The sequence below is a fragment of the Vibrio crassostreae genome, from assembly GCF_041439375.1.
GTDB classification, from domain to species: Bacteria; Pseudomonadota; Gammaproteobacteria; order Enterobacterales; family Vibrionaceae; genus Vibrio; species Vibrio crassostreae_D.
Window position 1 is genome coordinate 1 of the sequence record NZ_JBGONY010000069.1, and the last position, 24,827, is coordinate 24,827.

Annotated in this window: 25 protein-coding genes; 13 read left to right on the plus strand and 12 right to left on the minus strand. The window is 44.0% G+C overall.

Features of this window, described 5'->3' with window-relative positions:
* The first annotated feature begins 73 nt into the window (after positions 1-73).
* The 8 genes from mlaF to ACED45_RS20780 all read left to right on the plus strand — a co-directional run bounded on the left by mlaF (position 74) and on the right by ACED45_RS20780 (position 5,553).
* Complete coding sequence (gene mlaF / locus ACED45_RS20745) at positions 74-868, plus strand: phospholipid ABC transporter ATP-binding protein MlaF (RefSeq protein WP_371714911.1); 795 nt, start codon at positions 74-76, stop codon at positions 866-868.
* A gap of 1 nt (position 869) precedes the next feature.
* Positions 870-1,649, plus strand: coding sequence for a lipid asymmetry maintenance ABC transporter permease subunit MlaE (mlaE, locus tag ACED45_RS20750; RefSeq protein ID WP_146489816.1), 780 nt, complete (start codon positions 870-872; stop codon positions 1,647-1,649).
* A 2-nt stretch (positions 1,650-1,651) separates the two neighbouring features.
* Positions 1,652-2,143, plus strand: coding sequence for an outer membrane lipid asymmetry maintenance protein MlaD (gene mlaD, locus ACED45_RS20755; protein WP_019821466.1), 492 nt, complete (start codon positions 1,652-1,654; stop codon positions 2,141-2,143).
* Between the two features lie 4 nt (positions 2,144-2,147).
* The gene (locus tag ACED45_RS20760) at positions 2,148-2,825 is read left to right on the plus strand and encodes an MlaC/ttg2D family ABC transporter substrate-binding protein (protein ID WP_210446771.1); all 678 of its coding nucleotides are present in this window, start codon (positions 2,148-2,150) and stop codon (positions 2,823-2,825) included.
* Complete coding sequence (locus ACED45_RS20765) at positions 2,825-3,133, plus strand: STAS domain-containing protein (RefSeq protein WP_004735315.1); 309 nt, start codon at positions 2,825-2,827, stop codon at positions 3,131-3,133. Before ACED45_RS20760 ends, ACED45_RS20765 begins: the two co-directional genes overlap by 1 nt.
* Before the next feature lie 13 nt (positions 3,134-3,146).
* Positions 3,147-3,401 (plus strand): BolA family iron metabolism protein IbaG, encoded by a 255-nt coding sequence (ibaG, locus tag ACED45_RS20770; RefSeq protein WP_017058924.1) that lies wholly within the window; start codon positions 3,147-3,149, stop codon positions 3,399-3,401.
* A gap of 8 nt (positions 3,402-3,409) precedes the next feature.
* Complete coding sequence (gene murA, locus ACED45_RS20775) at positions 3,410-4,675, plus strand: UDP-N-acetylglucosamine 1-carboxyvinyltransferase (RefSeq protein ID WP_017058925.1); 1,266 nt, start codon at positions 3,410-3,412, stop codon at positions 4,673-4,675.
* A gap of 152 nt (positions 4,676-4,827) precedes the next feature.
* The gene (locus ACED45_RS20780) at positions 4,828-5,553 is read left to right on the plus strand and encodes a 1-acylglycerol-3-phosphate O-acyltransferase (RefSeq protein ID WP_017058926.1); all 726 of its coding nucleotides are present in this window, start codon (positions 4,828-4,830) and stop codon (positions 5,551-5,553) included.
* Positions 5,554-5,665: 112 nt separating this feature from the next.
* On the opposite strand, the gene ACED45_RS20785 is transcribed toward ACED45_RS20780, so the two are convergent.
* From ACED45_RS20785 to arcA, 5 genes are all read right to left on the minus strand, one after another.
* Positions 5,666-6,055 carry a RidA family protein gene (locus tag ACED45_RS20785; protein WP_004738682.1) on the minus strand — a complete coding sequence of 130 codons (390 nt, stop codon included), beginning with the start codon at positions 6,053-6,055 and terminating at the stop codon, positions 5,666-5,668.
* A 136-nt stretch (positions 6,056-6,191) separates the two neighbouring features.
* A complete protein-coding gene (gene pyrI / locus ACED45_RS20790; protein WP_017058927.1) occupies positions 6,192-6,653 on the minus strand; it encodes an aspartate carbamoyltransferase regulatory subunit in 462 nt (153 codons plus the stop codon).
* A gap of 12 nt (positions 6,654-6,665) precedes the next feature.
* Positions 6,666-7,595, minus strand: coding sequence for an aspartate carbamoyltransferase (gene pyrB, locus ACED45_RS20795; protein WP_004738679.1), 930 nt, complete (start codon positions 7,593-7,595; stop codon positions 6,666-6,668).
* A 266-nt stretch (positions 7,596-7,861) separates the two neighbouring features.
* Positions 7,862-8,866, minus strand: a complete 1,005-nt coding sequence (locus ACED45_RS20800) for an ornithine carbamoyltransferase (RefSeq protein ID WP_019821479.1) — start codon at positions 8,864-8,866, stop codon at positions 7,862-7,864.
* A 156-nt stretch (positions 8,867-9,022) separates the two neighbouring features.
* Positions 9,023-10,243 (minus strand): arginine deiminase, encoded by a 1,221-nt coding sequence (arcA, locus tag ACED45_RS20805; RefSeq protein WP_086715543.1) that lies wholly within the window; start codon positions 10,241-10,243, stop codon positions 9,023-9,025.
* A 576-nt stretch (positions 10,244-10,819) separates the two neighbouring features.
* Between arcA and rraB the strand changes: the two genes are divergently transcribed.
* Both rraB and ACED45_RS20815 read left to right on the plus strand, forming a co-directional pair.
* Positions 10,820-11,236: a ribonuclease E inhibitor RraB gene (gene rraB / locus ACED45_RS20810; RefSeq protein ID WP_371714912.1), complete on the plus strand. Its 417-nt coding sequence runs from the start codon at positions 10,820-10,822 to the stop codon at positions 11,234-11,236.
* Positions 11,237-11,361: 125 nt separating this feature from the next.
* Complete coding sequence (locus tag ACED45_RS20815; protein WP_102431399.1) at positions 11,362-12,156, plus strand: glycosyl hydrolase 2 galactose-binding domain-containing protein; 795 nt, start codon at positions 11,362-11,364, stop codon at positions 12,154-12,156.
* Between the two features lie 49 nt (positions 12,157-12,205).
* Here the strand turns inward: ACED45_RS20815 and ACED45_RS20820 are convergent, their stop codons facing one another.
* The 5 genes from ACED45_RS20820 to pepA form a co-directional block, all read right to left on the minus strand.
* Positions 12,206-12,700 carry a GNAT family N-acetyltransferase gene (locus tag ACED45_RS20820; protein ID WP_371714913.1) on the minus strand — a complete coding sequence of 165 codons (495 nt, stop codon included), beginning with the start codon at positions 12,698-12,700 and terminating at the stop codon, positions 12,206-12,208.
* 47 nt (positions 12,701-12,747) lie between these two features.
* Positions 12,748-13,152 (minus strand): DUF2061 domain-containing protein, encoded by a 405-nt coding sequence (locus ACED45_RS20825; RefSeq protein WP_108020923.1) that lies wholly within the window; start codon positions 13,150-13,152, stop codon positions 12,748-12,750.
* Positions 13,153-13,372: 220 nt separating this feature from the next.
* Positions 13,373-16,246, minus strand: a complete 2,874-nt coding sequence (locus tag ACED45_RS20830) for a valine--tRNA ligase (protein ID WP_371714914.1) — start codon at positions 16,244-16,246, stop codon at positions 13,373-13,375.
* Positions 16,247-16,348: 102 nt separating this feature from the next.
* Positions 16,349-16,798: a DNA polymerase III subunit chi gene (locus tag ACED45_RS20835; RefSeq protein WP_048659254.1), complete on the minus strand. Its 450-nt coding sequence runs from the start codon at positions 16,796-16,798 to the stop codon at positions 16,349-16,351.
* A 99-nt stretch (positions 16,799-16,897) separates the two neighbouring features.
* The gene (gene pepA, locus ACED45_RS20840) at positions 16,898-18,418 is read right to left on the minus strand and encodes a leucyl aminopeptidase (RefSeq protein WP_017058936.1); all 1,521 of its coding nucleotides are present in this window, start codon (positions 18,416-18,418) and stop codon (positions 16,898-16,900) included.
* Between the two features lie 192 nt (positions 18,419-18,610).
* Here pepA and lptF point away from each other — a divergent pair, with 192 nt between their 5' ends.
* Together lptF and lptG are read left to right on the plus strand one after the other, a co-directional pair.
* The gene (gene lptF / locus ACED45_RS20845; protein ID WP_048659253.1) at positions 18,611-19,711 is read left to right on the plus strand and encodes an LPS export ABC transporter permease LptF; all 1,101 of its coding nucleotides are present in this window, start codon (positions 18,611-18,613) and stop codon (positions 19,709-19,711) included.
* Positions 19,712-19,714: 3 nt separating this feature from the next.
* On the plus strand, positions 19,715-20,785 hold the full coding sequence (gene lptG / locus ACED45_RS20850) for an LPS export ABC transporter permease LptG (RefSeq protein WP_108083457.1): 1,071 nt from the start codon (positions 19,715-19,717) through the stop codon (positions 20,783-20,785).
* A 64-nt stretch (positions 20,786-20,849) separates the two neighbouring features.
* Here the strand turns inward: lptG and ACED45_RS20855 are convergent, their stop codons facing one another.
* Together ACED45_RS20855 and ACED45_RS20860 are read right to left on the minus strand one after the other, a co-directional pair.
* On the minus strand, positions 20,850-21,326 hold the full coding sequence (locus tag ACED45_RS20855; RefSeq protein WP_048659251.1) for an RDD family protein: 477 nt from the start codon (positions 21,324-21,326) through the stop codon (positions 20,850-20,852).
* Positions 21,327-22,201: 875 nt separating this feature from the next.
* Positions 22,202-23,206, minus strand: coding sequence for a hypothetical protein (locus tag ACED45_RS20860; RefSeq protein ID WP_371714915.1), 1,005 nt, complete (start codon positions 23,204-23,206; stop codon positions 22,202-22,204).
* A gap of 321 nt (positions 23,207-23,527) precedes the next feature.
* On the opposite strand from ACED45_RS20860, the gene ACED45_RS20865 reads away from it, so the two are divergent.
* Entirely contained in the window at positions 23,528-24,754 is a 1,227-nt protein-coding gene (locus tag ACED45_RS20865; protein WP_371714916.1) for a tyrosine-type recombinase/integrase, read from the plus strand.
* Positions 24,755-24,827 lie beyond the last annotated feature (73 nt).

The window sequence follows — 24,827 nt, forward strand, 5'->3', positions numbered from 1 at the left end:
CTTTGAAAAGCGAAATGTCGCTTAGCTAAGTGTCCAGTCTGACTGGAGCAGATCACAAGGAAACAACAAAAATATGTTGAACACTGAGCTTGTGAAAGTTAAGAACCTCAGCTTCTCACGCGGTGAGCGGGTTATTTTTGATGACATTAGTTTAGAGGTACCTCAAGGCAAAATAACCGCAATCATGGGGCCGTCTGGGATTGGTAAAACAACCTTGCTGCGTTTGATTGGTGGACAATTACCGCCAGATGAAGGCGAAGTTTGGTTTGATGGCGACAATATCCCTGCACTATCACGTCGAAAGCTATATCAAGCACGTAAGAAAATGAGCATGTTATTCCAATCTGGTGCGCTTTTTACGGATCTCAATGTGTTTGATAATGTGGCGTTTCCGCTGCGAGAGCACACTGAACTTAATGAAAAATTCATTCGTACCATCGTATTACTTAAGCTTGAAGCGGTAGGCTTACGAGGTGCGGCGCAATTAATGCCAAGTGAGTTGTCCGGTGGTATGGCGAGACGAGCGGCGTTGGCTCGTGCGATCGCATTGGATCCAGAGCTTATCATGTACGATGAACCGTTTGTTGGCCAAGACCCAATTACTATGGGTGTATTGGTCGAGCTGATTCGTAATCTTAATCAAGCTTTGGATTTAACCTCTATTATCGTTTCTCACGATGTGCCTGAGGTAATGAGTATTGCTGATTGGGTTTACTTAATGGCTGATGGAAAAGTTATTGCATCTGGTTCACCTGACGACCTGTACAACAACAGTGATCCTCGAGTGCAACAATTTTTGCAAGGTGAAGCAGATGGCCCTGTGCCATTTAGATTCCCAGCAAAGAGCCTAGAAAAGGATTTGTTTTAATATGATTGTTAAAACTATTGTGGGTGTCGGTAAGCGCACACTTGCGGTCTGTGAGTCATTTGGTCGAGCAAGCCTAATGTTATTTGGGGCTTTATTTGGCATTCCGAGACTAAAAAATTTCCCTTTATTAGTTAAACAACTTTATAGCGTTGGCGTTCAGTCATTGGCTATCATCTTAGTTTCGGGTCTGTTTATTGGCATGGTGCTTAGCCTGCAAGGTTATGTGGTGTTAATCGACTACGGAGCTGAGGGTAACCTTGGTCAAATGGTCGCGCTTTCATTGTTACGTGAGTTGGGCCCAGTGGTGACAGCGCTACTATTTGCAGGCCGCGCAGGTTCAGCGTTAACGGCTGAAATCGGCTTGATGAAAGCAACGGAACAGATCTCTAGCCTAGAAATGATGGCTGTAGATCCTATTAAACGCATTATTGCGCCACGTCTTTGGGCTGGTCTTATCTCAATGCCACTGCTCGCTATGATCTTCATGGCGGTCGGGATTTGGGGGGCTCAGTTAGTTGGTGTTGATTGGAAAGGGATTGACCACGGTAGCTTCTGGTCTGCCATGCAGTCTTCAGTTGAGCTTGGCCGAGATATTGGTAACAGCATGATCAAATGCATGGTCTTCGCTATCACAGTCACTTGGATCGCACTTTTTAATGGTTATGATGCAGTACCGACTTCAGAAGGTATTAGTCAGGCAACCACACGCACTGTAGTGCACTCTTCTCTGGCGGTACTAGGGCTAGATTTTGTTCTTACCGCATTGATGTTTGGGAATTAATCATGCAACAAACTCGAAAATTAGAATTATGGGTCGGCACCTTTGTTATTGCCGGAATTTGCGCAATCTTAATCATGATCTTTCAAGTCGCTGACGTAAAAGGCATTGGTTCGAACCATACTTACAATCTAAAAGCGACCTTTGACAACATTGGTAGCCTAAAAGTTCGTTCTCCAGTGAAGGTGGGTGGCGTCGTTGTTGGTCGAGTTAAAAGCATTGAGCTTGATACCGAGAGCTACCTTCCTGTCGTTGAATTGTCTATTGATGGGAAGTACTCACAATTTCCAGATACCTCTAGTGCGCAAATCTTAACGTCTGGATTAATCGGTGAGCAGTACATCAGCTTGGTTCCGGGCTTCATTTTTGACGATGAAGAAATGTTGGTTGATGGTGATTCTATCGAAGACACCAAATCGGCATTAGTATTAGAAGATTTGATTGGACAAGTGCTGTATAGCGTTGGTGGCTCTGATGATAGCGAAGCTAAGGAGTAGGCACATGTTAAAGACGAATAAATTATTGAAGACTAATAACTTTTTGAAGATATGGTTTCTGACAGTCGTCGCTTTTCTGATGTCGGCTCAAGCTTTTGCTGCAGAAGCGATTGATCGTACTCAGCCGTACCAGATGATGACTCAAGTAGCAGAAGTTGCATTTGATCGTTTGAAGAGTGAACAAGACAACATCCACCAAGACCCAGAATTATTGAAGGTCATTGTGGAAGAAGAGTTGATGCCTTATGTGAACGCACAATATGCAGCACTTAAGTTACTTGGACCGAACTTGAAAGGCGCGGATAGAAAAGACGTGGGCGTGTTTATCGATTCCTTCCGTAAATACCTGGTTTCTTCTTATGCCCAAGTGCTGACTCAATACACAGATCAGACGATTGAATTTGGTCCAGAACCAAAAATCAAAGCGGATAGCCGTATTACCAGTATCAAGGTCGATATCATCGATACGCCGCGACCAAACATCAAGCTTGAATTTAAGCTTCGCAAAGACAAAAAGTCTGGCGAGTGGAAAGCATTTGATATGGTTGCCGAAGGTATTAGCCTGTTGTCGAGCAAGCAATCGGAGTGGAATACTAAGATTCGTCAAGAAGGCATCTTACAAGTTGCTGACGAACTAGAGAAATTAGCCGCACAACCGATTCGTTTTGAGAGTAACAAATAATGAGCCATTCTCAATGGCAAGCACTAAGCTCTAAAGAATATCAGCTGCTCGGTGATATTGACCGAGACAGTGTCCCTGCAATCTGGCGTATATTGGAAAAGTGGCAAACAACGGAATCGAGCGTTGAAATTGACCTTAGCCATATAAATCGAGTCGATTCAGCAGGAATGGTGATGCTAATTCACTTATTAGAGCATGCAAAAAATCAAAACTGTCATATAATGCTCAGTTTCGTGCCAGAACAATTGAGAACGTTGTTCCAATTGAGCAATATCCAGCCAATGATGGCAGAACACATAAAAAATTAGGCAGGAGCTATTTGTGGACAGCACAAAAGTACAAGAATTATTAGCAGAAGCACTGAACCTTCAGGAAATTTTCGTGAAAGGTGAAGGCAGTCATTACGAAGTTGTTGCGGTTGATCCATGTTTTGACGGCATGAATCGAGTTAAGAAGCAGCAACTAATCTACGGCCCACTAATGGAATACATTCAACGCAATGATATCCATGCTCTTTCTATTAAGGCTTTCACGCCGGAAGAGTGGGAACGTGATAAGAAACTGATGTCACTTTAAGGTTTATGATGGAAAAGTTTCGAGTTATTGGATCGGATAAGCCGCTAAGCGGTGAAGTGACGATCTCAGGCGCAAAAAATGCAGCGCTACCAATCTTATTTGCTTCAATTCTTGCTGAAGAGCCAGTGGAAGTGAGTAATGTTCCTCACCTACGTGACATCGATACTACGATGGAATTGCTTAAGCGTTTAGGCGCAAAAGTATCACGTAACGGTAGTGTTCATGTTGATGGCAGCGAAATTAATGAATTTTGTGCGCCTTACGATTTAGTGAAAACAATGCGTGCTTCTATCTGGGCTTTAGGTCCTCTAGTGGCTCGTTTTGGTGAAGGTCAAGTGTCACTTCCAGGCGGTTGTGCAATTGGCGCTCGACCTGTTGATTTGCATATCCATGGCCTAGAGCAACTAGGTGCGACCATTAAGTTGGAAGATGGTTATGTGAAAGCAAGTGTTGATGGCCGTCTGAAAGGCGCGCACATCGTGATGGATAAAGTAAGTGTGGGTGCCACCATTACTATCATGTGTGCAGCAACGCTAGCGGAAGGAACAACAGTACTCGATAACTCAGCGCGTGAGCCTGAGATTGTTGATACGGCTGACTTCCTAAACAAACTAGGTGCTAAGATCTCTGGCGCAGGTACAGATACGATTACTATCGAAGGCGTTGAACGTCTTGGTGGTGGTCAACACTCTGTAGTTGCTGACCGTATTGAAACAGGTACTTTCTTGGTTGCTGCTGCTGTTTCTGGCGGTAAAGTGGTTTGTCGCAACACCAACGCTCATCTTCTTGAAGCTGCCTTAGCGAAGCTTGAAGAAGCGGGTGCGAAGGTTGAAACGGGAGAAGACTGGATCAGCCTTGATATGACGGGTCGTGAACTGAAAGCGGTGAAAATCGTAACAGCACCTCACCCTGGTTTCCCGACCGACATGCAAGCACAGTTTACTCTGCTTAACATGATGGCGAAGGGCAGTGGTGTTATCACTGAGACTATCTTTGAAAACCGCTTTATGCACATTCCTGAGTTACAGCGAATGGGTGCAAAAGCGGAAATCGAAGGCAACACGGCTATCTGTGGTGAAACGGAAAAACTGAGCGGCGCTCAAGTAATGGCAACGGACCTTCGCGCATCTGCGAGCCTTGTTATCGCTGGCTGTATAGCTCAAGGCGAAACTATCGTTGACCGTATTTATCACATCGATCGTGGCTACGATAAGATTGAAGATAAACTGTCAGCCTTAGGCGCAAACATTACACGATTTAGTGAGTCGAACTAACCTAGGTTAGTGGGTTCATGAATTAGTAAGATGAAAACATAAAAGTCGGAACCTTGGTTTCGGCTTTTTTATAGTTGTATTTGCCGCAAGTAAATCTATTGCTCATTTTTGCATGAATAGATGAATTAACTTGGCGGTCGGTGAGGAACAAAATGATAGCAATATTACGTATTTTCGCAGTGGCGATATTTGCGATTCTTATGTTTGTATTTGGTTGTGGCTACTGTTTATTAAGTCCACGTAACCCGAAACACGTATTTACCTTTGGCCGTTATTTCGGTCGCATGTCGAAGATCTTCGGCATGAAGCTAGAGCTTCGTATTCCAGAGGATGCCTACTCTCGCGGCCAACATGTTTATGTGGCGAACCACCAAAATAGCTGGGATCTATTCACGATTTCATCAGCGGTAACGCCTAAAGTGGTGACGGTTGGTAAGAAAAGTCTAGTATGGATGCCTCTATTTGGTCAGCTTTACTGGTTGACGGGTAACATCCTCATTGACCGTGCTAACCGCAGTAAAGCGGTAGGTACGATTGATCAGGTCGTGACTAGTCTAAAAGAGAGTGATGTTTCAGTTTGGATGTTCCCTGAGGGCACTCGTTCTCGTGGTCGTGGTCTGCTGCCATTCAAAACAGGTGCATTCCATGCTGCGATTGGTGCTGGCTTACCAATCATCCCTATTGTGTGCAGCTCAACAGGTGGCGTGAAGCTAAACCGTTGGAACAATGGTCACGTGATTGTTGAAATGTTGCCACCAATCAGCACTGAAGGCTACGACAAGTCTAATGTTCGTGAACTGGCTAACCTAGCTCGTGAGCAGATGGCCGCTAAGTTGGAAGAGCTTGATAAAGAAGTGGTTGAGCTCAACAAGAAGTAATTGAGCAAAACGCTGAATAATAAAAAAGGTTGCCAAATGAGCAACCTTTTTTGTATCTGATAAACACTCAGCTTTATGCTCAGACGCTTACTATAGATTTAGGTACTAAAGACTATTTGCGAACTGCAATAGCTTCGATCTCGATACCTACATCTTTTGGCAGACGAGCTACTTCAACACATGAGCGTGCAGGGTAGTTTGCAACGCCGTGCTCATCGAAGAACTTACCGTAAACTTCGTTTACTGTGCCGAAGTCGTTTAGGTCTTTGACGAATACTGTTAGCTTTACGATGTCTTTTACAGTTAGGCCTGAAGCTTCTACAACCGCTTTAACGTTGTCTAGAGATTGGCGAGCTTGCTCTGCGATATCAGCAGATACTTCACCAGTTGCTGGGTTTACTGGGATTTGACCAGAAGTCAGTACCATGTTGCCAAGGTCAACGCCTTGTACGTATGGGCCGATTGCAGCTGGAGCAGATTCTGTGTGAAGTACTTTAGTCATTGGTTTATTCCATCAGTTATTAGATAAAAATCAATTTTCAGTGTGCCTTCAAATTTTGGATAGGTAAAGAGCAAAATACCCCGCATAGGCGAGGTATTTGATAGTTTTTACATTCGGTCAGTGTTGCCGTATGGCGTTATCTTTCTGTCACGATCTCGCGAGAGAATACTTTTTCGCAATACTTACACTTTAATCGAATATCTTCTTTCTTTTCAAAGATCTTAAAGCTGCTTTCAACCGGTTCATTGTGAGTAATACAGTTGGTATTTGGACACTCGAAAACGTCGTTGATTTGCTCAGGAAGTTCTAGGGGGAGCTTCTTAACTACTTCGTAATCTTCGATTTGGTTCACTGTTGCATGAGGTGCGTAAAGAGCCAGCTTGCTCGCCTGTTCTTCGGTGATAAACACATTCTCAATCTTGAGTAGGTCTTTCCCGCCTAGTGCAGAAGACGGCAGATTTAGGCCAATGGTCACGCGCTGGTGAGAGTTGTGCATGTCGAACAGTTTTAGCACCTTGATCCCGATGTTAGCTGGGATGTGGTCGATAACAGTACCGTTTCTGATTGCTTCAACTTTTAATTGAGTCTCTTTAGACATGATATCTTTCCTCTACAGCGTTTCGTTAAGAACAAGGGCTAGCAATGCTTCACGAGCGTAAACACCATTCTCTGCTTGCTGGAAGTAGTAAGCGTAAGGTGTTTTATCGACATCGACAGTAATTTCATCAACACGCGGAAGAGGGTGTAGCACCTTCAGATTATCACGTGCATTTTCTAACAGAGCAGCCGTTAGGATGTATGCTGACTTGATATGTGCGTATTCTGACTCATCGAAGCGCTCCTTTTGAACTCGAGTCATGTACAAAACATCAAGCTCAGGAATGACATCTTCCATGTCCGTCAATAATTGGTACTTGATTCCCGCTTCATCAAGCTCTTCGCAAATGTAGTCTGGCATCGCTAGAGCTTCTGGAGCCACGAAGTAGAAACAGATGTTGTCGAACTTCGCTAGTGCTTGCGTCAACGAGTGAACCGTACGGCCGTACTTAAGGTCACCAACGAATGCAACGTTTAGGTTGTCGAGGCGACCTTGTGTCTCAGCGATAGAGAATAGGTCTAATAACGTTTGTGTTGGGTGTTGGTTTGCGCCGTCACCTGCGTTAATAACAGGTACACCGTTTGAGAACTCAGAAGCCAGACGCGCTGCGCCTTCTTGAGGGTGACGCATCACGTAAGCATCAACGTATGAAGAGATAACCTGTACCGAGTCCGCTAACGTTTCGCCTTTCTTTGCCAAAGAAGTGTTACCACCACTGTCGAAACCAATCACATCACCACCGATGCGTTGAATCGCAGTTTCAAAAGAGAGACGAGTTCGCGTAGAAGGTTCGAAGAAGCAACTGGCAACCACTTTGTTCTTGATGAGTTCTGGGTTTGGTTCAGCCTTTAGCTGACCTGCCGTTTGAACAATTAATTCTAGCTCTTCACGAGAAAGCTCTGGAATTGAGATGATGTGCTTTTGATAGAGCGAATTCGCCATGATCTTCTTCCCCACAATAATGTATTGGCCATAAAAAAGCCCCCCATAATGGGAGGCTTTAAAAAAGTGCTGAAAAGCAGAATAGACGGCCTGGTAAGCATCTTAGCTTACGAGCAATATTTGGTGTTTCCACAATATTATTATGTGTTATCACAATATTGGTTGGCGTCATTTTCACTACTCTCAGACAAATTGCTGAGAATTATACGCTTTCAATTTGTGAGCGCAAGCGATTACATCAAGCTTTTGTTTACTTTCAGTATTCGCTATTGGCCCAGAGTCGCAACCATTACCGCTTTGATGGTGTGCATGCGATTCTCTGCTTCATCAAACACAATTGAGTAATCCGATTCAAAGACTTCGTCAGTGACTTCTAAACCGTTCATTCCATACTTGTCTGCTACTTGCTGGCCGATTACGGTTTCATTGTTGTGGAAAGCAGGTAAGCAGTGCATGAATTTCACTTGAGGGTTCCCCGTCAGCTTAATAACATCCATATTCACTTGGTAAGGCGTCATAACAGCAACACGTTCGTCCCAAGCTTCTGGCGCCTCGCCCATCGAAACCCAAACATCGGTGTAAAGGAAATCACAGCCTTTTACGCCTTCAGCAACGTCTTCTGTCAGCGTGATTTTGGCACCTGTACTTTGCGCGATAGCTTGGCACTCTTCAACGAGCTGCTCTTCCGGCCAAAAAGCTTTTGGAGCGACAAGGCGAATATCCATGCCCATCTTCGCCGCACCGACTAACAGAGAGTTACCCATGTTATTGCGTGCATCGCCTAGATAAGCAAAGCTTATTTGGTGCAGATGTTTTCCGCGGCCATGCTCAAGCATAGTGAGGAAATCAGCCAAAATCTGAGTAGGGTGGAACTCATCGGTTAAGCCATTCCAAACAGGCACGCCCGCATAAGCGCCTAGGTCTTCAACAATACTCTGGCCAAAACCACGATATTCGATGCCATCGTACATACGTCCCAATACACGAGCCGTATCTTTCATTGATTCTTTTTGACCAATCTGAGAACCAGAAGGGCCAAGGTAAGAGACTTGAGCACCTTGATCAAAGGCGGCTACTTCAAAAGCACATCGAGTTCGAGTTGATGCTTTTTCAAAGATCAAAGCGATGTTTTTACCGTTAAGCTTTTTCTGCTCTGTTCCTGCATACTTAGCTTTTTTTAGATCAGCAGACAGATCGAGTAAAAACTGAATCTCTTTAGGAGTAAAGTCGAGAAGTTTTAGAAAGTTACGATTGCGAAGATTAAAGGCCATCTCTCGCTCCTTGCGAATATAGAATCAATGAAGAACTCAGTTAAACATAAAAATGCTATATTTGTGAATATTTATTTTATTTATTTAATAAAAAAGGCCAGTAAATGAATACTGGCCTAGATAAGTTATTGAGTCCGTTTAACTGAGCTCTTTGACTTAGATACCATCTCTTTCGATAGGGCAGCTCATACAGCGTGCGCCGCCACGACCACGGCCTAGCTCGTTGCCAGGAATCGTTAGAACTTCGATACCCGCCTTGTCGTATTTCTCATTGGTGTAAACATTACGCTCATAACCGATCACTGTACCTGGCTTCACCGTCAGCACGTTGTTAGCGTCATTCCACTGTTCACGCTCAGCTTCGTAGTTGTCACCGCCGGTAGTGATGATCTTCAGTTGATCAAGGCCTAGTGCGCCTTCAATCGCTGAGAGGTAGTTTTCAGCTTTTTCGACACGCATTTCGCCATTTTCTTTAGGTGTTAGGCGCCAAGTGTCTAGATCTTTGCGAACAATCTCTGGGTAGACAGAGAAAGTGTCGATATCCATGTGTGTCATCACCGTATCAAGGTGCATACAAGAGCGGTGTTTTGGTAAATCGATAGCAATCACTTCGGTTGCTTGGCCTGATCTGAATAGACTAGCCGCTAGGTTTTCGACACCTTGTGGTTTCGTACGCTCAGAGATGCCAACCAGTACCGCACCTTTACCAATAACCAATACGTCACCGCCTTCAATATTAGCGTTGTCGTAGTGCAGATCTTCATCACCAAAGTACTTAATGAAGTCTTGACCGGCAAACACTGGGTGCCAGCGATAGATAGCACGTAAGTGGTTTGTTTCGCGTTGACGAGCCGGTTTCATCATTGGGTTTAGCGACACACCGCCGTAAACCCAGCATGAGGTATCTCGCGTAAATAGGTGGTTCGGCAGTGGCTCGATAACGAAATCGAGTGGTCGATGCATTTTAGGCAGCATCGATGATGATTTGATAGGAAGCTCAGAATAAGCCAAGCCACCGAGTAAGATCGTTGCTAGATGCTCATTATCCATTTGAGCAAGGTAGTTTCTTAAGTCACGGGCAAAAGTAGGCCCATAACGGAAATCTGAGATTTGAGTATTCAGCAACCACTCACGAGCCTGAGGTACGGCAAGCGTCTCTACTAGCAGGTCGTGCAGCAGTAGCACTTCTACGTCTTGACTGCGCAGCGTTTCTGCAAAGGCATCATGTTCTTCACCAGCTGCTTCAACGGCAAGTACATCATCAAATAAAAGATCATGACAGTTTGAAGGGGTGAGGTGGGTGAGTGCTCTTTCAGGTCTATTTAGGAGAACTCGTCTCAATTGACCGACTTCGGAGCCAACGTACAGCTTACTCATTTTGCATCCTTACTATTAATCCAGCGTCTATTTATGACAAGCTTGTCCGTAATATGCAAGTTTTACAGATTGAGTTAATGCAAGGTATTTGGCTAATTATTGGTCATAAAATCTGCCATTTTAAACTTTACGCAGATTAAATTCCAATTTACTGGCTATCGCACGGAACAACGTTTTTGAGGATCTATGCTCAATTCATGGCTTGTTAGAATTGAATTTTGCTTATTAATCGTGATTTTTTATTCACTATTATGCACTTTTTGATAACAAGCTGAGGATTTATGCACCCTAAAAGCGGTTGGGTGTATGCAGCCAATGTGACTAATCACGCAAGTTTTATTCAATAAGCCCTAAAGTGGCCACAAAAACGAAATGCTAAAATACGTGGCGGTTAATAAAATGTTGGAAATTTGTTTCTGTGATTTTGATTTCACTTTTGAATTGATATTGGCTCTGCGATCTCGCGATAAACTTACCTTTCTAGGCCTGATCTGGGTGGCTTTTCTGGACGATCCGTGCCATATTTCGTGGCAATCAAATTTGATCTTTTCATAGTCAACACTCTGGAGCAGACACATGTCTCACGAAGATGAATATCTATCAGTAGCGGAATTAATTGAATTTCAAAAGGAAGAGACTCGCGAGATCATTACAGCATTAATTGAAGATGGTAGCGATCCTGAAGCTCTATACGATATCGAGCATCACCTATTTGCTGAAGATTTCGATGTGCTTGAGAAAGCGGTTGTTGAAGCATTCAAAATGGGCTTTGAAGTGCTTGAAGCTGAAGAGACTGAAGACGAAGATGGCAATAAGCTACTTTGTTGTGATGCAACGATGCAATGTACTCTGAATGCAGAAGCGATCGATGAGCAAGTTGAGAAGCTTGTGAACCTTGCAGAGAAGTTCGACATTATCTACGACGGTTGGGGCACTTACTACGAAGGTGAAGATGCTATCTACCCGGACGAAGATGATGAAGGCGAAGAGTAATTCTTTCCTAATTTTAAAAAATGCCAGCCTCGAGCTGGCATTTTTTTACCCTCAGAAAAATAAATGTCTTTATATGCATTCATTCATTATAATGCGGTCAAAATTGATCTAGCTCAAGGAATGATATGCGGTTGCTTCTCGATGGTCTTTGGCAAATTTCGCCACTGACGGATCTCTCTATCCCACAAGATGACATCACTTTTCCGGCTCCGTTAAGCTCAAAGCTCCCTGGTAGCTTGAGTGAAAATGAAATTGCAGAGCAAGAGTGGCACCTGATGCATGACATTGAAGTGGATGACGCTATGTTGGCGTGTCCATTCGTTGAGTTGGTCGTAGCGGGTGTCGATTACTTTGCAGAAGTGCGACTGAATGGCGTTGCCGTGTTTGATTGCGATGGTAGCCAAGCTGAATATCGCAAAGACATCCGCCCTTATATGCAGTCTGGCCGAAACCGTTTTGAGATCCTTTTCCTTGAAGAAGAAGAGAGCCTGCTGCTTGAAGAGGATATGGATGATTCTGTATCTTCACAGGTTGTCGTTAAATCTGATTCGCGCATCGGGATTTGGCAAGCGCCATACCTGCAGTTCGTTCGAAACGTCAAACTAGAGCAAGTTGTCACAGAGCAGATCTGGCACCATGGCGGTGGCTGTGAGTTCAAAGTAGATGTTATCTATCAAACGCTAAAGCCGGGGTTAATATCGGCATCCATCAAGTTTAATGGCATGACACTCGTAATGCCGATAGATGTGCGCGCAGAGCATACCGGCGTTGTGTTTCAGGTGGAAGCTCCCATGGTATTTAACCTTGAGAAGCCCAACCCTAAGCATCTATATCAATTAGAAGTGGTACTTGATGGGCAAGAAGAGAGTTCTTTTGTTGCCTTGAACCCAACTTCTTGCGTCAGTAACTTTTTACGCTAACTCCGTATATTTTAGCACTATCTTCTTTCGCTATAGCGGCACATTCTGCTTATAACGATTTGGCCATGACAACCTCACAAGCGTCGTGGCCTGTCTCTCCCCAAGCTGAGTCAAGGTGCTCAAACCCAAGTTTCTCATAGAGTTTGACCGCAGCACCTAAGCATTCCGTCGTTTCTAAATACATGTGATGATACCCAAGTTGTTTGGCTTGCTTTAAGCTCAAAGCGACAATTCGCTTGGCTAGGCCATGCCCTCGAGTTTGCGGTAAGAAGTACATCTTTTGTAGCTCACACACATTGGGTTTGCCTGCTAGAGGGGCAAAGCCACCGCCTCCGACGATCTTACCGTTGTGTTCGATAACCCAGTACATTGCATTCGCTTGGCTATAGACAGAATACATATCATCGAGTGTTGGATCGGCCACGCCATAGCCTTTATCTTCGGTCAGTCCATGTTCAGCCGAAACTTGGCGAATGACTTGTGCGATGCTTGGGTTGTCTTGCGGTGTAATGGCTCTAAGGGTGAACTCAGCAATTTGTTCCATGCTCTACCTATGAAAGGGTCACTAATATGTGACCCAATATATGGTGACTAAGCATGTTGGTGCAAACAGAATTGTTGTTGTGCCATTTGGTTGTCAGCTTTTCGTAACCACACTTTCTCATGGAAGTAGTAAGCAACTGTATTTAAAGCTGGCTCTAGCAAAGCCATCACACCGCCGATGAAGGCATCGCCAGTCAACAAGTAGACAACAGTAAAGGCAACACTAAAGTGGATGCTAGCAAAGCTTGCTGTTTTTAATTTGGTCATCCATTGACGAGCTTTAAGCGCTGGTACTTGAGCCCACGCCTTTTCATGAAAATAGAAGGCAACAGTATTCACAGAGGGCTCAATCATGGCGATTAAGCTACCAATTAAGATGTCGCCTGTGAGTACATAAGCGACACTAAATGCGATAGTAAAATGTAATGCAGCAAAGGTTAGTGTCTTTTTCATGATAATTACTCGGTCGTTGTGTTGTTTCGATAGAGCTATTATTGAGAATTATTATCACTAAATCCAATGGGCAGTTAAGATTGTTTTGATAGGCAAAAGCTATCAATAAACTGGAGTGAGGCTGATTGGATTGGAACTTGGTGCATAAAAAAAGGCTGACCATGAAGGCCAACCTTTTTATCTAGAGCGAGAGGTTCGAAACCTCCTCGTTCATTCAGTTTTAAAGAGCAGCAATTGTTGCTTTTTGCTCTTCAAGCTTCACAAGAGTCTCTTGGTAGCCTTCAAGCTTTTCACGCTCTTTCGCGATAACCGCTTCTGGCGCTTTAGCAACGAAACCCTCGTTACCTAGCTTACCTTCGATACGCTTAATCTCGCCGTGAGTTTTAGCTACTTCTTTATCTAGACGAGCAAGCTCAGCATCTTTGTCGATAAGACCCGCCATTGGGATCATTAGCTCAGACTTACCAACCAGTTTAGTTGCACAAGCAGGAGTCTCTTCACCATCAGCTAGAACTTTAATGTCGTCTAGTTTAGCTAGAGAGTTAAGAACGATCTTGTTCGCTTCGATACGAGCTGCATCTTTCTCATCAGCTACTTTGATCATTACTTCTAAGCCTTGGCTCGGTGCAATGTCGTATTCCGCACGTAGGTTACGGATAGCTGTGATGAAAGTCTTAACCCATTCGATGTCTTCTACGATCTCAACATTGAAGTTATCTTCGTTAAACTGAGGAAGCGCTTGAGTCATGATTGTCTCGCCTTCAACGCCGTCTACTAGAGGCTTAACGCTCTGCCAGATAGATTCAGTGATGTAAGGAAGAACTGGGTGAGCAAGACGCAGAGTCTTCTCTAGAACCGTGATAAGCGTGTAACGAGTCGCTTGTTGTTGAGCTTCAGTGCCTTTCCAAAGAACCGGTTTAGTTAGTTCTAAGTACCAGTCACAGAATTGGTTCCAGATGAATTCGTAAAGCGTGTTTGCTGCCATGTCTAGACGGTAGTTGTCTAGGTGAGCATTAAACTCTTTCGCTGCAACTTCAAACTGAGATTCAATCCACTTATCCGCTAGAGAGAATTCCATGTTTGCACGGTCTTCAACAGACAGTGACATGCCACAATCGTGCTCTTCTGTGTTCATCAGTACGTAACGGCTCGCGTTCCATAGCTTGTTACAGAAGTTACGGTAACCTTCAAGGCGCTTCATGTCCCAGTTGATGTCACGGCCAGTTGAAGCCATAGCAGCAAGAGTGAAACGCAGTGCGTCAGTACCGTATGGTTCGATACCGTTTTCGAAAGTTTTACGTGTTGCTTTTTCGATCTTAGCAGCCAGTTTAGGTTGCATCATGTTGCCACAACGCTTTTCTACTAGCTCTTCAAGGCCGATGCCGTCAATCATGTCGATTGGGTCAAGTACGTTACCTTTCGACTTAGACATCTTGTCGCCGTTTTCATCACGGATAAGACCTGTCATGTAAACCGTTTTGAAAGGTACTTGAGCCTTGCCATCTTCGTCTTTCACGAAGTGCATGGTCATCATGATCATACGAGCAACCCAGAAGAAGATAATATCAAAACCAGATACTAGTACTTCTGATGGGTGGAATGTTTTCATTGCTTCAGTATCTTCAGGCCAGCCTTGCGTGCCGAACGTCCAAAGTGCAGAAGAGAACCATGTATCAAGTACATCGTTGTCTTGCTTAAGAACAATCACCGGTGAAAGGTTGTTCTTTTCACGAACTTCTTCTTCAGTGCGACCTACGTAAACTTTACCATCGTTGTCGTACCATGCTGGGATACGGTGGCCCCACCACAGTTGACGAGAGATACACCAATCTTGTACGTCACGCATCCACGCGAAGTACATGTTTTCGTACTGCTTAGGTACGAATTGGATTTCGCCATCTTCAACGGCTTTGACTGCAGGTGCAGCAAGAGGTGCTGTGCGCACGTACCACTGGTCAGTCAGCATTGGTTCGATAACCACACCACCACGGTCGCCGTAAGGGACAGTTAGGTCGTGATCTTTGATCTCTTCAAGTAGACCAAGTTCATCGAATTCAGCAACGATAGCTTTACGTGCAGCAAAACGCTCCATGCCTTGGTACTTAGCAGGGATATCTGTTGAGTAAACATCGCTTTCTTCGCCGTTGGTTGTGAAGACTTCAGCAGCATCACGGATATCAGCGTTGAACGTTAGGATGTTGATCATCGGTAGGTTGTTGCGCTTACCCACTTCGTAATCGTTAAAGTCATGAGCTGGAGTGATCTTCACACAACCCGTGCCTTTTTCCATGTCTGCGTGCTCATCGCCTACGATAGGGATAAGACGGTTAACAACAGGAAGTAGGATTTCTTTGCCGATAAGATCTTTGTAACGAGGATCTTCTGGGTTAACCGCTACGCCAGTATCACCAAGCATGGTTTCTGGACGAGTAGTCGCAACAACGATGTAGTCTTTACCATCAGCCGTTTTAACACCGTTCGTTAGCGGGTAGCGGAAGTGCCACATGAAACCTTTTTTGTCTTTGTTTTCAACTTCAAGATCTGAAATTGCAGTGTGCAGTTTAGGATCCCAGTTTACTAGACGCTTACCACGGTAGATTAGGTCTTCTTCGTATAGACGAACAAACACTTCTTGAGTCGCAGCCGATAGGCCGTCATCCATAGTGAATCGTTCACGATCCCAATCTACAGATGCTCCAAGACGACGAAGCTGTTTAGTGATCGTGCCACCTGATTCGCCTTTCCATTCCCAGATCTTGTCGATGAAAGCTTCACGACCGTAGTCGTGTTTTGTTTTACCTTCTTCAGCAGCAATCTTACGCTCAACAACCATTTGAGTTGCGATACCAGCGTGGTCAGTACCCACTTGCCAAAGCGTGTTTTTGCCTTTCATACGTTGAGCACGGATAAGCGTATCCATGATCGTATCTTGGAACGCGTGACCCATGTGTAGGCTGCCAGTGACGTTCGGTGGCGGGATCATGATGCTGTAAGCTTCTTTTGATGTGTCACCGTGTGGCTTAAAGTAGCCTTTCTCTTCCCAAGTCTGATACAGAGCTTGTTCGATTGATGTTGGGTTGTATGTCTTTTCCATAGTGCTCTTAAACGGATACTGTGAATGGTTAATCGTGGTCAAACTTCATAAGTGAAGCTTCTTGAATCTAAATCCAAAGATAGCTTTAACTATGAGGTTTGACTATGGATGTTGAATCTCGATCGTCTGTAGCTGATATCCAGCCTGACGGTAAATTTTATACCTTTCTCGAGCGAGTTGCTTAGCTTTTTCTTCGCAAGGGACGAAGTCTATCACCTGAGCAAAGGCGTTCGCAAAGGTTGTATGATTATCGGCCAGATTAATTACTAGCTGACGATTCCAATTATGTTTTACGCCTTGATAGCCAATTTCGATGTTGGTTGAATACTTTGGGCCTTCGCCAACCAAGTTGTGCGCAATAAACTCACTGGGTTCGACTTGCCACAAAACTTCAGCAATACGCTCGGCATGTTCTTTGTCATTACAGTTGAGATAAAGCTTAGCGCCTTGTTTCGCAAAGTGCTGAGCAAGAAACAGCACATAGTGAGCAAAACCATCTTCGCTGGCTTGCGGACTGTCTGAAGGCACAATGTAAAATGTAGCAGTCTGCATACTTAATACTCGAACTGAAAATCGTGGATATCAATGTTACTCGGTTAACAGGATCTAACAAATAGCGCTTATTAAAAAAGGGCCCGTAGGCCCTTTTTATTATTTTGAAGATTGCTCTTCAGTCTCTTGGCCGCTGCGGTTCAATAAGAATTGGACTAGCATTGAGACAGGACGACCTGTCGAGCCTTTCGCTGCGCCTGACTTCCAAGCTGTACCAGCACTATCGATGTGTGCCCAGTGGTACTTCTTAGTGAATTTAGACAGGAAGCAACCAGCAGTAATTGTGCCGCCAGGACGGCCGCCGATGTTCGCCATATCAGCGAACGGGCTGTTTAGCTGCTCATGGTACTCGTCTGCCATAGGTAGACGCCATGCTCGGTCACTTGCTTGCTCAGAAGCATTAACAAGTTCGTGAGAAAGCGGGTTGTGGTTCGATAGAACGCCACTGATGTGGTGACCTAGAGCGATAACACATGCGCCAGTTAGCGTAGCAACATCGACAACACAATCTGGTTCAAAACGCTCAACGTAAGTTAGAGCATCACATAGAACCAAGCGACCTTCAGCATCAGTGTTTAGTACTTCAACCGTTTGGCCTGACATTGTCGTTAGGATATCACCTGGACGGTAAGCATTGCTGCCTGGCATGTTTTCACAACCTGCTAGGATACCAACCACGTTAATAGGTAAGTTCAGTTTAGCCAATGCTTTCATTGTACCGAATACTGACGCCGCACCACACATGTCGTACTTCATCTCATCCATACCTTCACCAGGCTTAAGCGAGATGCCGCCTGAATCGAAAGTCAGACCTTTACCGACTAATACAATCGGCTTCGCATCTGGATCCGGAGCGCCTTTGTATTCCATGATAGACATCATAGATTCATTTTTAGAGCCACGGCCTACTGCTAGGTATGATGTCATACCCAGTTTTTCCATCTCTTCTTCGCCAATGATCTTAGTCTTCACTGTCTCGTAATCGTCAGCTAAACGACGAGCTTGAGATGCAAGATAAGCAGGGTTTGCGATGTTTGGTGGCATGTTGCCTAAATCTTTAGACGCTTTTACACCTGAAGCAATAGCAAGGCCGTGAGAAATAGCTTTCTCACCCAGGCTCAATTCGCGGCGTGTTGGTACGTTGAATACCAATTTACGTAGTGGGCGACGAGTCTCTGGTTTGTTGCTCTTGAATTGGTCGAATGTGTAAAGACCATCTTTAGTCGCTTCTACTGCTTGGCGAACTTTCCAATAAGTGTCGCGACCTTTAACGTGAAGTTCTGTAAGGAAACATACTGCTTCCATAGAACCTGTTTCGTTTAGTGTGCTGATGGTTTTTTGGATAATTTCTTTGTATTGACGCTCGCCTAGCTCACGTTCTTTACCACAGCCTACCAGTAGAACACGTTCTGAAAGTACACCAGGTACTTGATGCAGTAGTAGCATCTGGCCAGGTTTACCCTCTAGATCACCGCGACGAAGCAGTGAACTAATGTAGCCATCGCTAATCTTATCTAATTGCTCGGCTACTGGAGAAAGGCGGCGCGGTTCGAATACACCGACAACGATACATGCGCTGCGCTGTTTCTCTGGGCTGCCACTTTTTACACTGAACTCCATGCGTACTCCTACATCCTGAAGACAAATCGAACTAAATGTTAGATAATGGGTTCTTACTTGTTGGATCCTATAATGGAACTAACCTTAAAGAAGAACGCTAACACTTAGCTAAAAATTTAAAAAAATAAAAGGTTCAACGGGAAATTATAGTGATTCAATCAAAAAAACAAGTTTTGTATAGGTAATTTGAGCGTGATTATTGTTAGATATTTGATCCGCGAGACAATCAAGAGCCAATTTGCGATCTTTTTTGTTCTCTTTCTCGTGTTTCTCAGCCAAAAATTCATCAGTGTTTTAGCGGACGCCTCTGATGGTGATATCCCCGCGAGTCTTATATTGTCGATTGTTGGCTTAAATATGCCAGCGATGGGCTTATTGATGCTTCCTCTCAGTATCTATATTGGTATTTTGCTGACTTTTGGCCGCCTTTACGCCGAAAGTGAAATTGTGGTGATGAACGCCACCGGTATTGGTAATAAATTCCTGATTCAATCTGCACTTTACTTAGCTTTAATTACCGCAACGGTTGCCGCTTTTAACTCATTTTGGTTGTCTCCTTGGTCACAAGACAAAGTTGAACAAATGTATGAAGAAGTAGCCGCAGAGAACAGCGTTGATTTGCTACCAAAAGGTAAGTTTGAAGGCACGCCGGATGGTTCTTCTGTGGTGTTTATCGATGATATTGACGGCAATAAATTAGAAAATGTGTTCGTTGCTCAAATGCGCCCACGTGACTCAGTACTGCCAAGTGTGATGTTCTCGAAGTCGGGAGATGTAAAAGAACTCAGCGATGGTCGCCAAGTTATCGTGATGTACGATGGCACTCGTCATGAAGGTGTGCCTACACGCCTTGATTATATGGTGACACACTTTGAAGAATACGAAGGCCTGATCGGTCAACGTGAAGTTGAGAAGAAAGGTCGAGACTGGGAAGCTATCCCGACACTTGACCTTATCGGTAACCCGAATAATAGCGCGAAAGCTGAATTGCAATGGCGTATTTCTTTGGTACTTTGTATTCCATTGTTGACCATGCTTGTCGTGCCGCTGTCTGCGGTAAACCCTCGCCAAGGTCGTTTTGCGAAAATCGGCCCAGCAATACTGATTTATCTCACCTATTTCTTAGCAATCAGTGCAACTAAATCTTCAATTGAAGAGGGAAGCATTCCTGCGGTAATCGGCATGTGGCCAATCAATGCGTTGTTGTTATTTGTCGCGATTGGTGCAAACTTTATGGATAGCGTGCCAGTAAGGCGTTTGAAAGAAAAATTCAAGAATAAGAGGTTGGCTTAAGCCGTGTTTAAGATTCTCGATTTATATATAGGCAGAACCATCATCGCAACGACGTCACTGGTATTGGTGACGTTTGTTGGTCTCTCTGGGATCATCAAGTATGTAGAACAGCTGAGAAAAGTTGGCCGTGGTACATACGATCTATTACAAGCGCTGTACTTTGTTTTACTGAGTATCCCTCGTGATATCGAAATGTTCTTTCCAATGGCTGCATTGCTTGGCGCATTGATTGGGCTTGGTATGCTTGCTGCGAGTTCTGAGCTGGTAGTTATGCAGGCCGCTGGTTTCTCTAAGTTAGATATCGGCCTATCGGTACTTAAAACCGCTATTCCACTGATGATCGTGGTGACACTACTTGGTCAGTGGGGCGCACCGCAAGCGCAGAAAATGGCTCGTGATTTAAGAACTATTTCCATTGCTGGTGGTAATATTATCTCGACGCAAAGTGGTGTTTGGGCTCGTGATGCGAATGACTTCATCTTCATTGTCAAAATCGATGATCAGAAGCTATATGGAATGAACATGTGGCGCTTTGATGAAAAGAAGGCACTTAAGACCGCTATTTACTCTGACGAAGTTGATTACGTTGGAGATAACGTGTGGACGATGAAGGATGTCGAGATAACGTCTTTTGAAAACGAACTTCAAATTACCAAAGAAAGTCTACCGACATACTCATGGAAGACATCACTTGCTCCAGATAAGCTTGCGATTGTAACGGTTAAGCCAGAAGAGCTCTCTTTAAGTGGTTTGTATGATTATGTTTCCTACCTTAAAGCGTCGGAGCAAGATGCATCACGTTATGAACTGGCATTGTGGAGGAAGATAACTCAGCCAATTTCGATCGCGGTTATGATGCTGATGGCACTGTCGTTTATCTTTGGTCCTTTGCGTAGTGTGACCATGGGGGCGAGAATACTGTCAGGTGTTATTGCTGGCTTTACCTTCTATATATCCAGTGAGTTTTTTGGCCCTGTGAGTTTGGTTTATCAGATACCGCCCGCCTTTGGCGCAATCGCCCCGAGCGTGGTGTTCCTTGGAATTGCCATCATGCTCTTGAGGCGAAAACTGTAAATAGAAAAAAGGAAGGCATAACGCCTTCCTTTTTTGATCTTGATTGGAGCTAACTTAAATCACGCTATCTTGCTTGTGGTAACACAACGACTTCGGTCTTTGCCCAGATATCGTGAAAGCCACGTTTTTGAGGATCGAATGGCACACATAGGTTTGCCAATCCAAAACCTGAAGTACCTAAGCGAATTAGCGCCTGAGTTACTGTGATAGCTGAGCCATCTTTGTTTTGAACGCGCAGTTTCCAAGCTCTCATACCGAGAGTTTGACCAGCTCTAGTCCAGAAAAATACAAAGAAATAGACCCAAACGGCCACTAAGTAAAAGGTGTATGCAGGGCTCCAAATCGGATGGTTGGTTAAGAAGTCACTAACATCGGCATAACCGCTGTGGTTAAATATGCCGAGAGCCATGAGCGCGTGCAGTAGAGCGACAATGACGCCAGCCGCCAACATTTCAATAGCGATTACGATCAGAGCGTCATAGAACAAGGCACCAAATCGGCGCATGACTCCTGCTGGTGGCAGAGTGTTTGTTGATGTCATGTGTTATTACTTCTTTAAAAATTGAGGCGTCAGAATATAGTTTAAGGCTTAGCCTGAAAAGAGACATGACGCACAGCTTATGACTTAGTGGCGAAATTATCGGCAAACACACATGAATTCAAGTTTTTATACTTGCCACATCAGTTCGCATACGTATAATGCCAAACATCGAAAGGGTAATGCCCCAAGATAATGCCGGTATGGTGAAATTGGTATACACGACGGATTCAAAAATTCCTAAGTTACTGATTTATAAAGAATTTTTATGAAAAGCCTCGATTTTTATCGGGGCTTTTCTATATTCAGAATATGTGAAAATACAACCTCTATCACACTTCAAAATAACCCTTCTTAATTTCTTTTATTTTTCTTCTACTGACAACTTCCTGTCCAACTTAAACATAGAGCAACAAAACCTGAACCTAAGCTTTACTGGTCACTGCGGTTAAAGCAGTAAACCGAAAAGCGTTACTGCGTTTCCAATTTGGAATATCTTCAAAGCTTGATGGTTAGATGTTCAAGACAGCAAAACCGAAAAGGTACTGTCACGCTACTGTCGTATGCCGAGAAAAGATAGCCGAGGAGTTCCCATGTTAGTCGGAGAGCTACTTAACTTAAAATGTACCAGATGGTGATGCCTTCACAGTGTGCCTTCAGGTGGTCTAGCACGTTTCTGGACAGGAATGAGTTTGGGGCTTAGGGCAAAATCTACCCTTCAGAGAGTTTTCCATCCCCCAAACAGCAGAACGGCACAACTTCAGGCGATGCCGCTCGTGCACGAAATTGGACAATTCCTTTCATCGTTAAAACAGTTTAATCGGTATCAAAAGTGAATATGCGCTCAGCAGATGTGTACAAATAATAAACATGTTGTCCTAACTAGTTTTTTCTAACTGCTTTAAAGCGAATCTTCCTCTTTCTGATACAGAGCCTGATTTATCAGATGCAAAATACTCGGCAAAGCTCTTAGCTTGAGTACCAAATTCATCAAGGTTCCTTATGAGAAACTCTGCGGCTACCCGCCTAACTATTGGAGAGCGATCCTTGGCTGATTTTTTGATCAAAGCTAAAGGTGACGTTGAAACACTCAATTTCCTTTCAGATACGATTGCTTGATATTTTCCTTCGCAATATCGGATATCTGTCCATACCCATTTTCGTCCATCAACCCAAGCCATACGGCCTTCTAATTGACTACGATAAGCCTTTGCCCTAACTACGGGTTGGGTGGAGAGTTCAGCGATCTCATCTAAGAATTCATCTAAAATGGAAGTGCGCCCTAGTTGAGAGAACAAGGATGGCATTGGTCCAGATGAAGAAGATATCAACTTTGCTCTGAATACCTCTGAAACCTCTTGTCTGGAAATAATTTCTAGAAGTACCTTTTTATCGACTTCTTCAATTCGCCCCCATGAATGCCAATTAGCTAAAGTAAAACATAGTGAGTTTACAACGTGTTCAGGAGCGGTTTCTTTCGCTATTAATGGAAGCTTATCTCTTGCAGCTTCTCTAACTTGAGGAACCCAGTCATTTAGCCTACGGATAGCCAATGAAAGAAAAAAAGCATTGGGGGCCGCTCCCGAAATAGCCCGAAGAGTTTTCTCTCTCCTGTAACCATCCCAGCTAATCAAGTCTAGCCAGGTCAGTTGTTGAGAGGGTTTTGCCCATATTTTCCATTTCGGCTGAGCCGTGTTTTTTAGTGCTTTAGAAAACTCTTCACGAACAAGCCTTTCCCAATAATCTAAATTAGCTAAAGGAACTGTTGATGTGATCTCGATAAGGGGTGACATATCAGCCAACAGTTTTCCTGATAAGTTAATCGAGGCAGCAAAATCCTTTGTTGCTGAAATAACTTTTTCTTCTAAATCTTGCTGTTGCACCTGCACCTCACTCAATAATCAACCAAATAAACGTATACTAGCGGTTATTTGTGATCGAATCATCGACATAGTTATGCAAATGAGAGAGTAGCTGTAGTTCGGCTCGTGATGCACGTTTGTGGGAGAAAGCTACCACCGTACCTTAACTTTCTTTCGTGCAGGTAGTGCCGATAAATCAGGGACATAATTTATCGGCTGAAATCTTGCTGAAACGCAAAGGGGCAAAAACGAGTCACAACCTCAAACTAAAACTAAAGTCTCCCGATCCTGCATAACTTGAAAGCATATATGAAGACCTTGGTTAACCACTGAGGTATTCACATGAGTAAACTATTCAAATTTACCCCAACTAAACTTAACAACATTCCACCCCACGATAGACGGTCTAAATCCACCAACAATGAAGTCTCCGATACCGAAGTTCAAGGCTTAAAATTGCTTATTGGTAAATCTGGTAAGAAGCGCTTCCTACTAAGGTTTATATCGCCAATCTCAAAGAAAAAATCCAGCATTGCACTCGGTCAATGGCCTGATATCGACTTACCCACGGTTCGCAACAAAGCACGTAAGTTAAAGGTACAAATCGCCGATGGTATCGACCCTAAACTTGAAAGAGATAAGCAAGTCGAAACTCAAGTACCGACCTTGTACGACTTCTTTCACGATACCTTTATTGTTTCTAAGAAAAGCAAAGGTAAGAAAACGTGGCGTGATGATATCGCTAGGTTTGAGCACTGGAAACACCTACATACGAAGCCTATCGATAAGATAACAGGTGTTCATTTACACCAAGTTCAAGCAAAGCTATTAGCAACAGAGTATCGCCCCGGTAAGAAGTACGCAGCAGCCACTGTAGACCGCACCATTGCCTTGATGAAAACTATCCTAAAGGAAGCATACCGCCTTTTAGACATACCCTATATCGGCGATAAGGTTTCGCTTATCAATCCAGATAACATGAGGACTCGCTACTTAACCATGGAAGAAACAGCAGCAGTGATACGTACATCACGAGATTACTATTGTCGTGTGACTGGAAATTTCATAGCGCTTCTGTTTCTTACCGGGTGTAGGGATTCTGAGCTGCGCACCAGAAAATGGAAAGATATCAGCCTGATCGATAAAACCATGTTTGTAGAAAGCACCAAGAATGGCACAAGTATGACTGTACCACTGACGCCCTTCATGGTTGATCTATTCCGGGAGCTGTTAAACATGAGGCAGAAAGGCAATCCATACGTGTTCTTTGGTCGAAAGGAGAGGAGCCACATATCACAACCGCGTAATGCCTTTACGCGTATCAAGGAGAGGGCAGGGATCAAGAATCAGCATGAGGTTTGTTTTCATGTTGCCCGTCATAGCTTCGCGACAAATTTAATCGAGAATGGTGTTGATGTTCTTACTGTGCAGCGTTTAATGAATCATAAGGACTTAAGTAGCACCCAAAGGTATGTAAAACATTCTCAACAAAAATTGCTCAAAAGCTCGGATACTTTGTCTTCGGTATTGAAAGAGCAGGCACCAAGACTGGCACACCGCATCAGTTAGATAGTTTTAACCTTAAAATGGCTTTGTTTCCTAAATCAGGGAACTAATGCTTAAAGCTACGATCAGATCATCT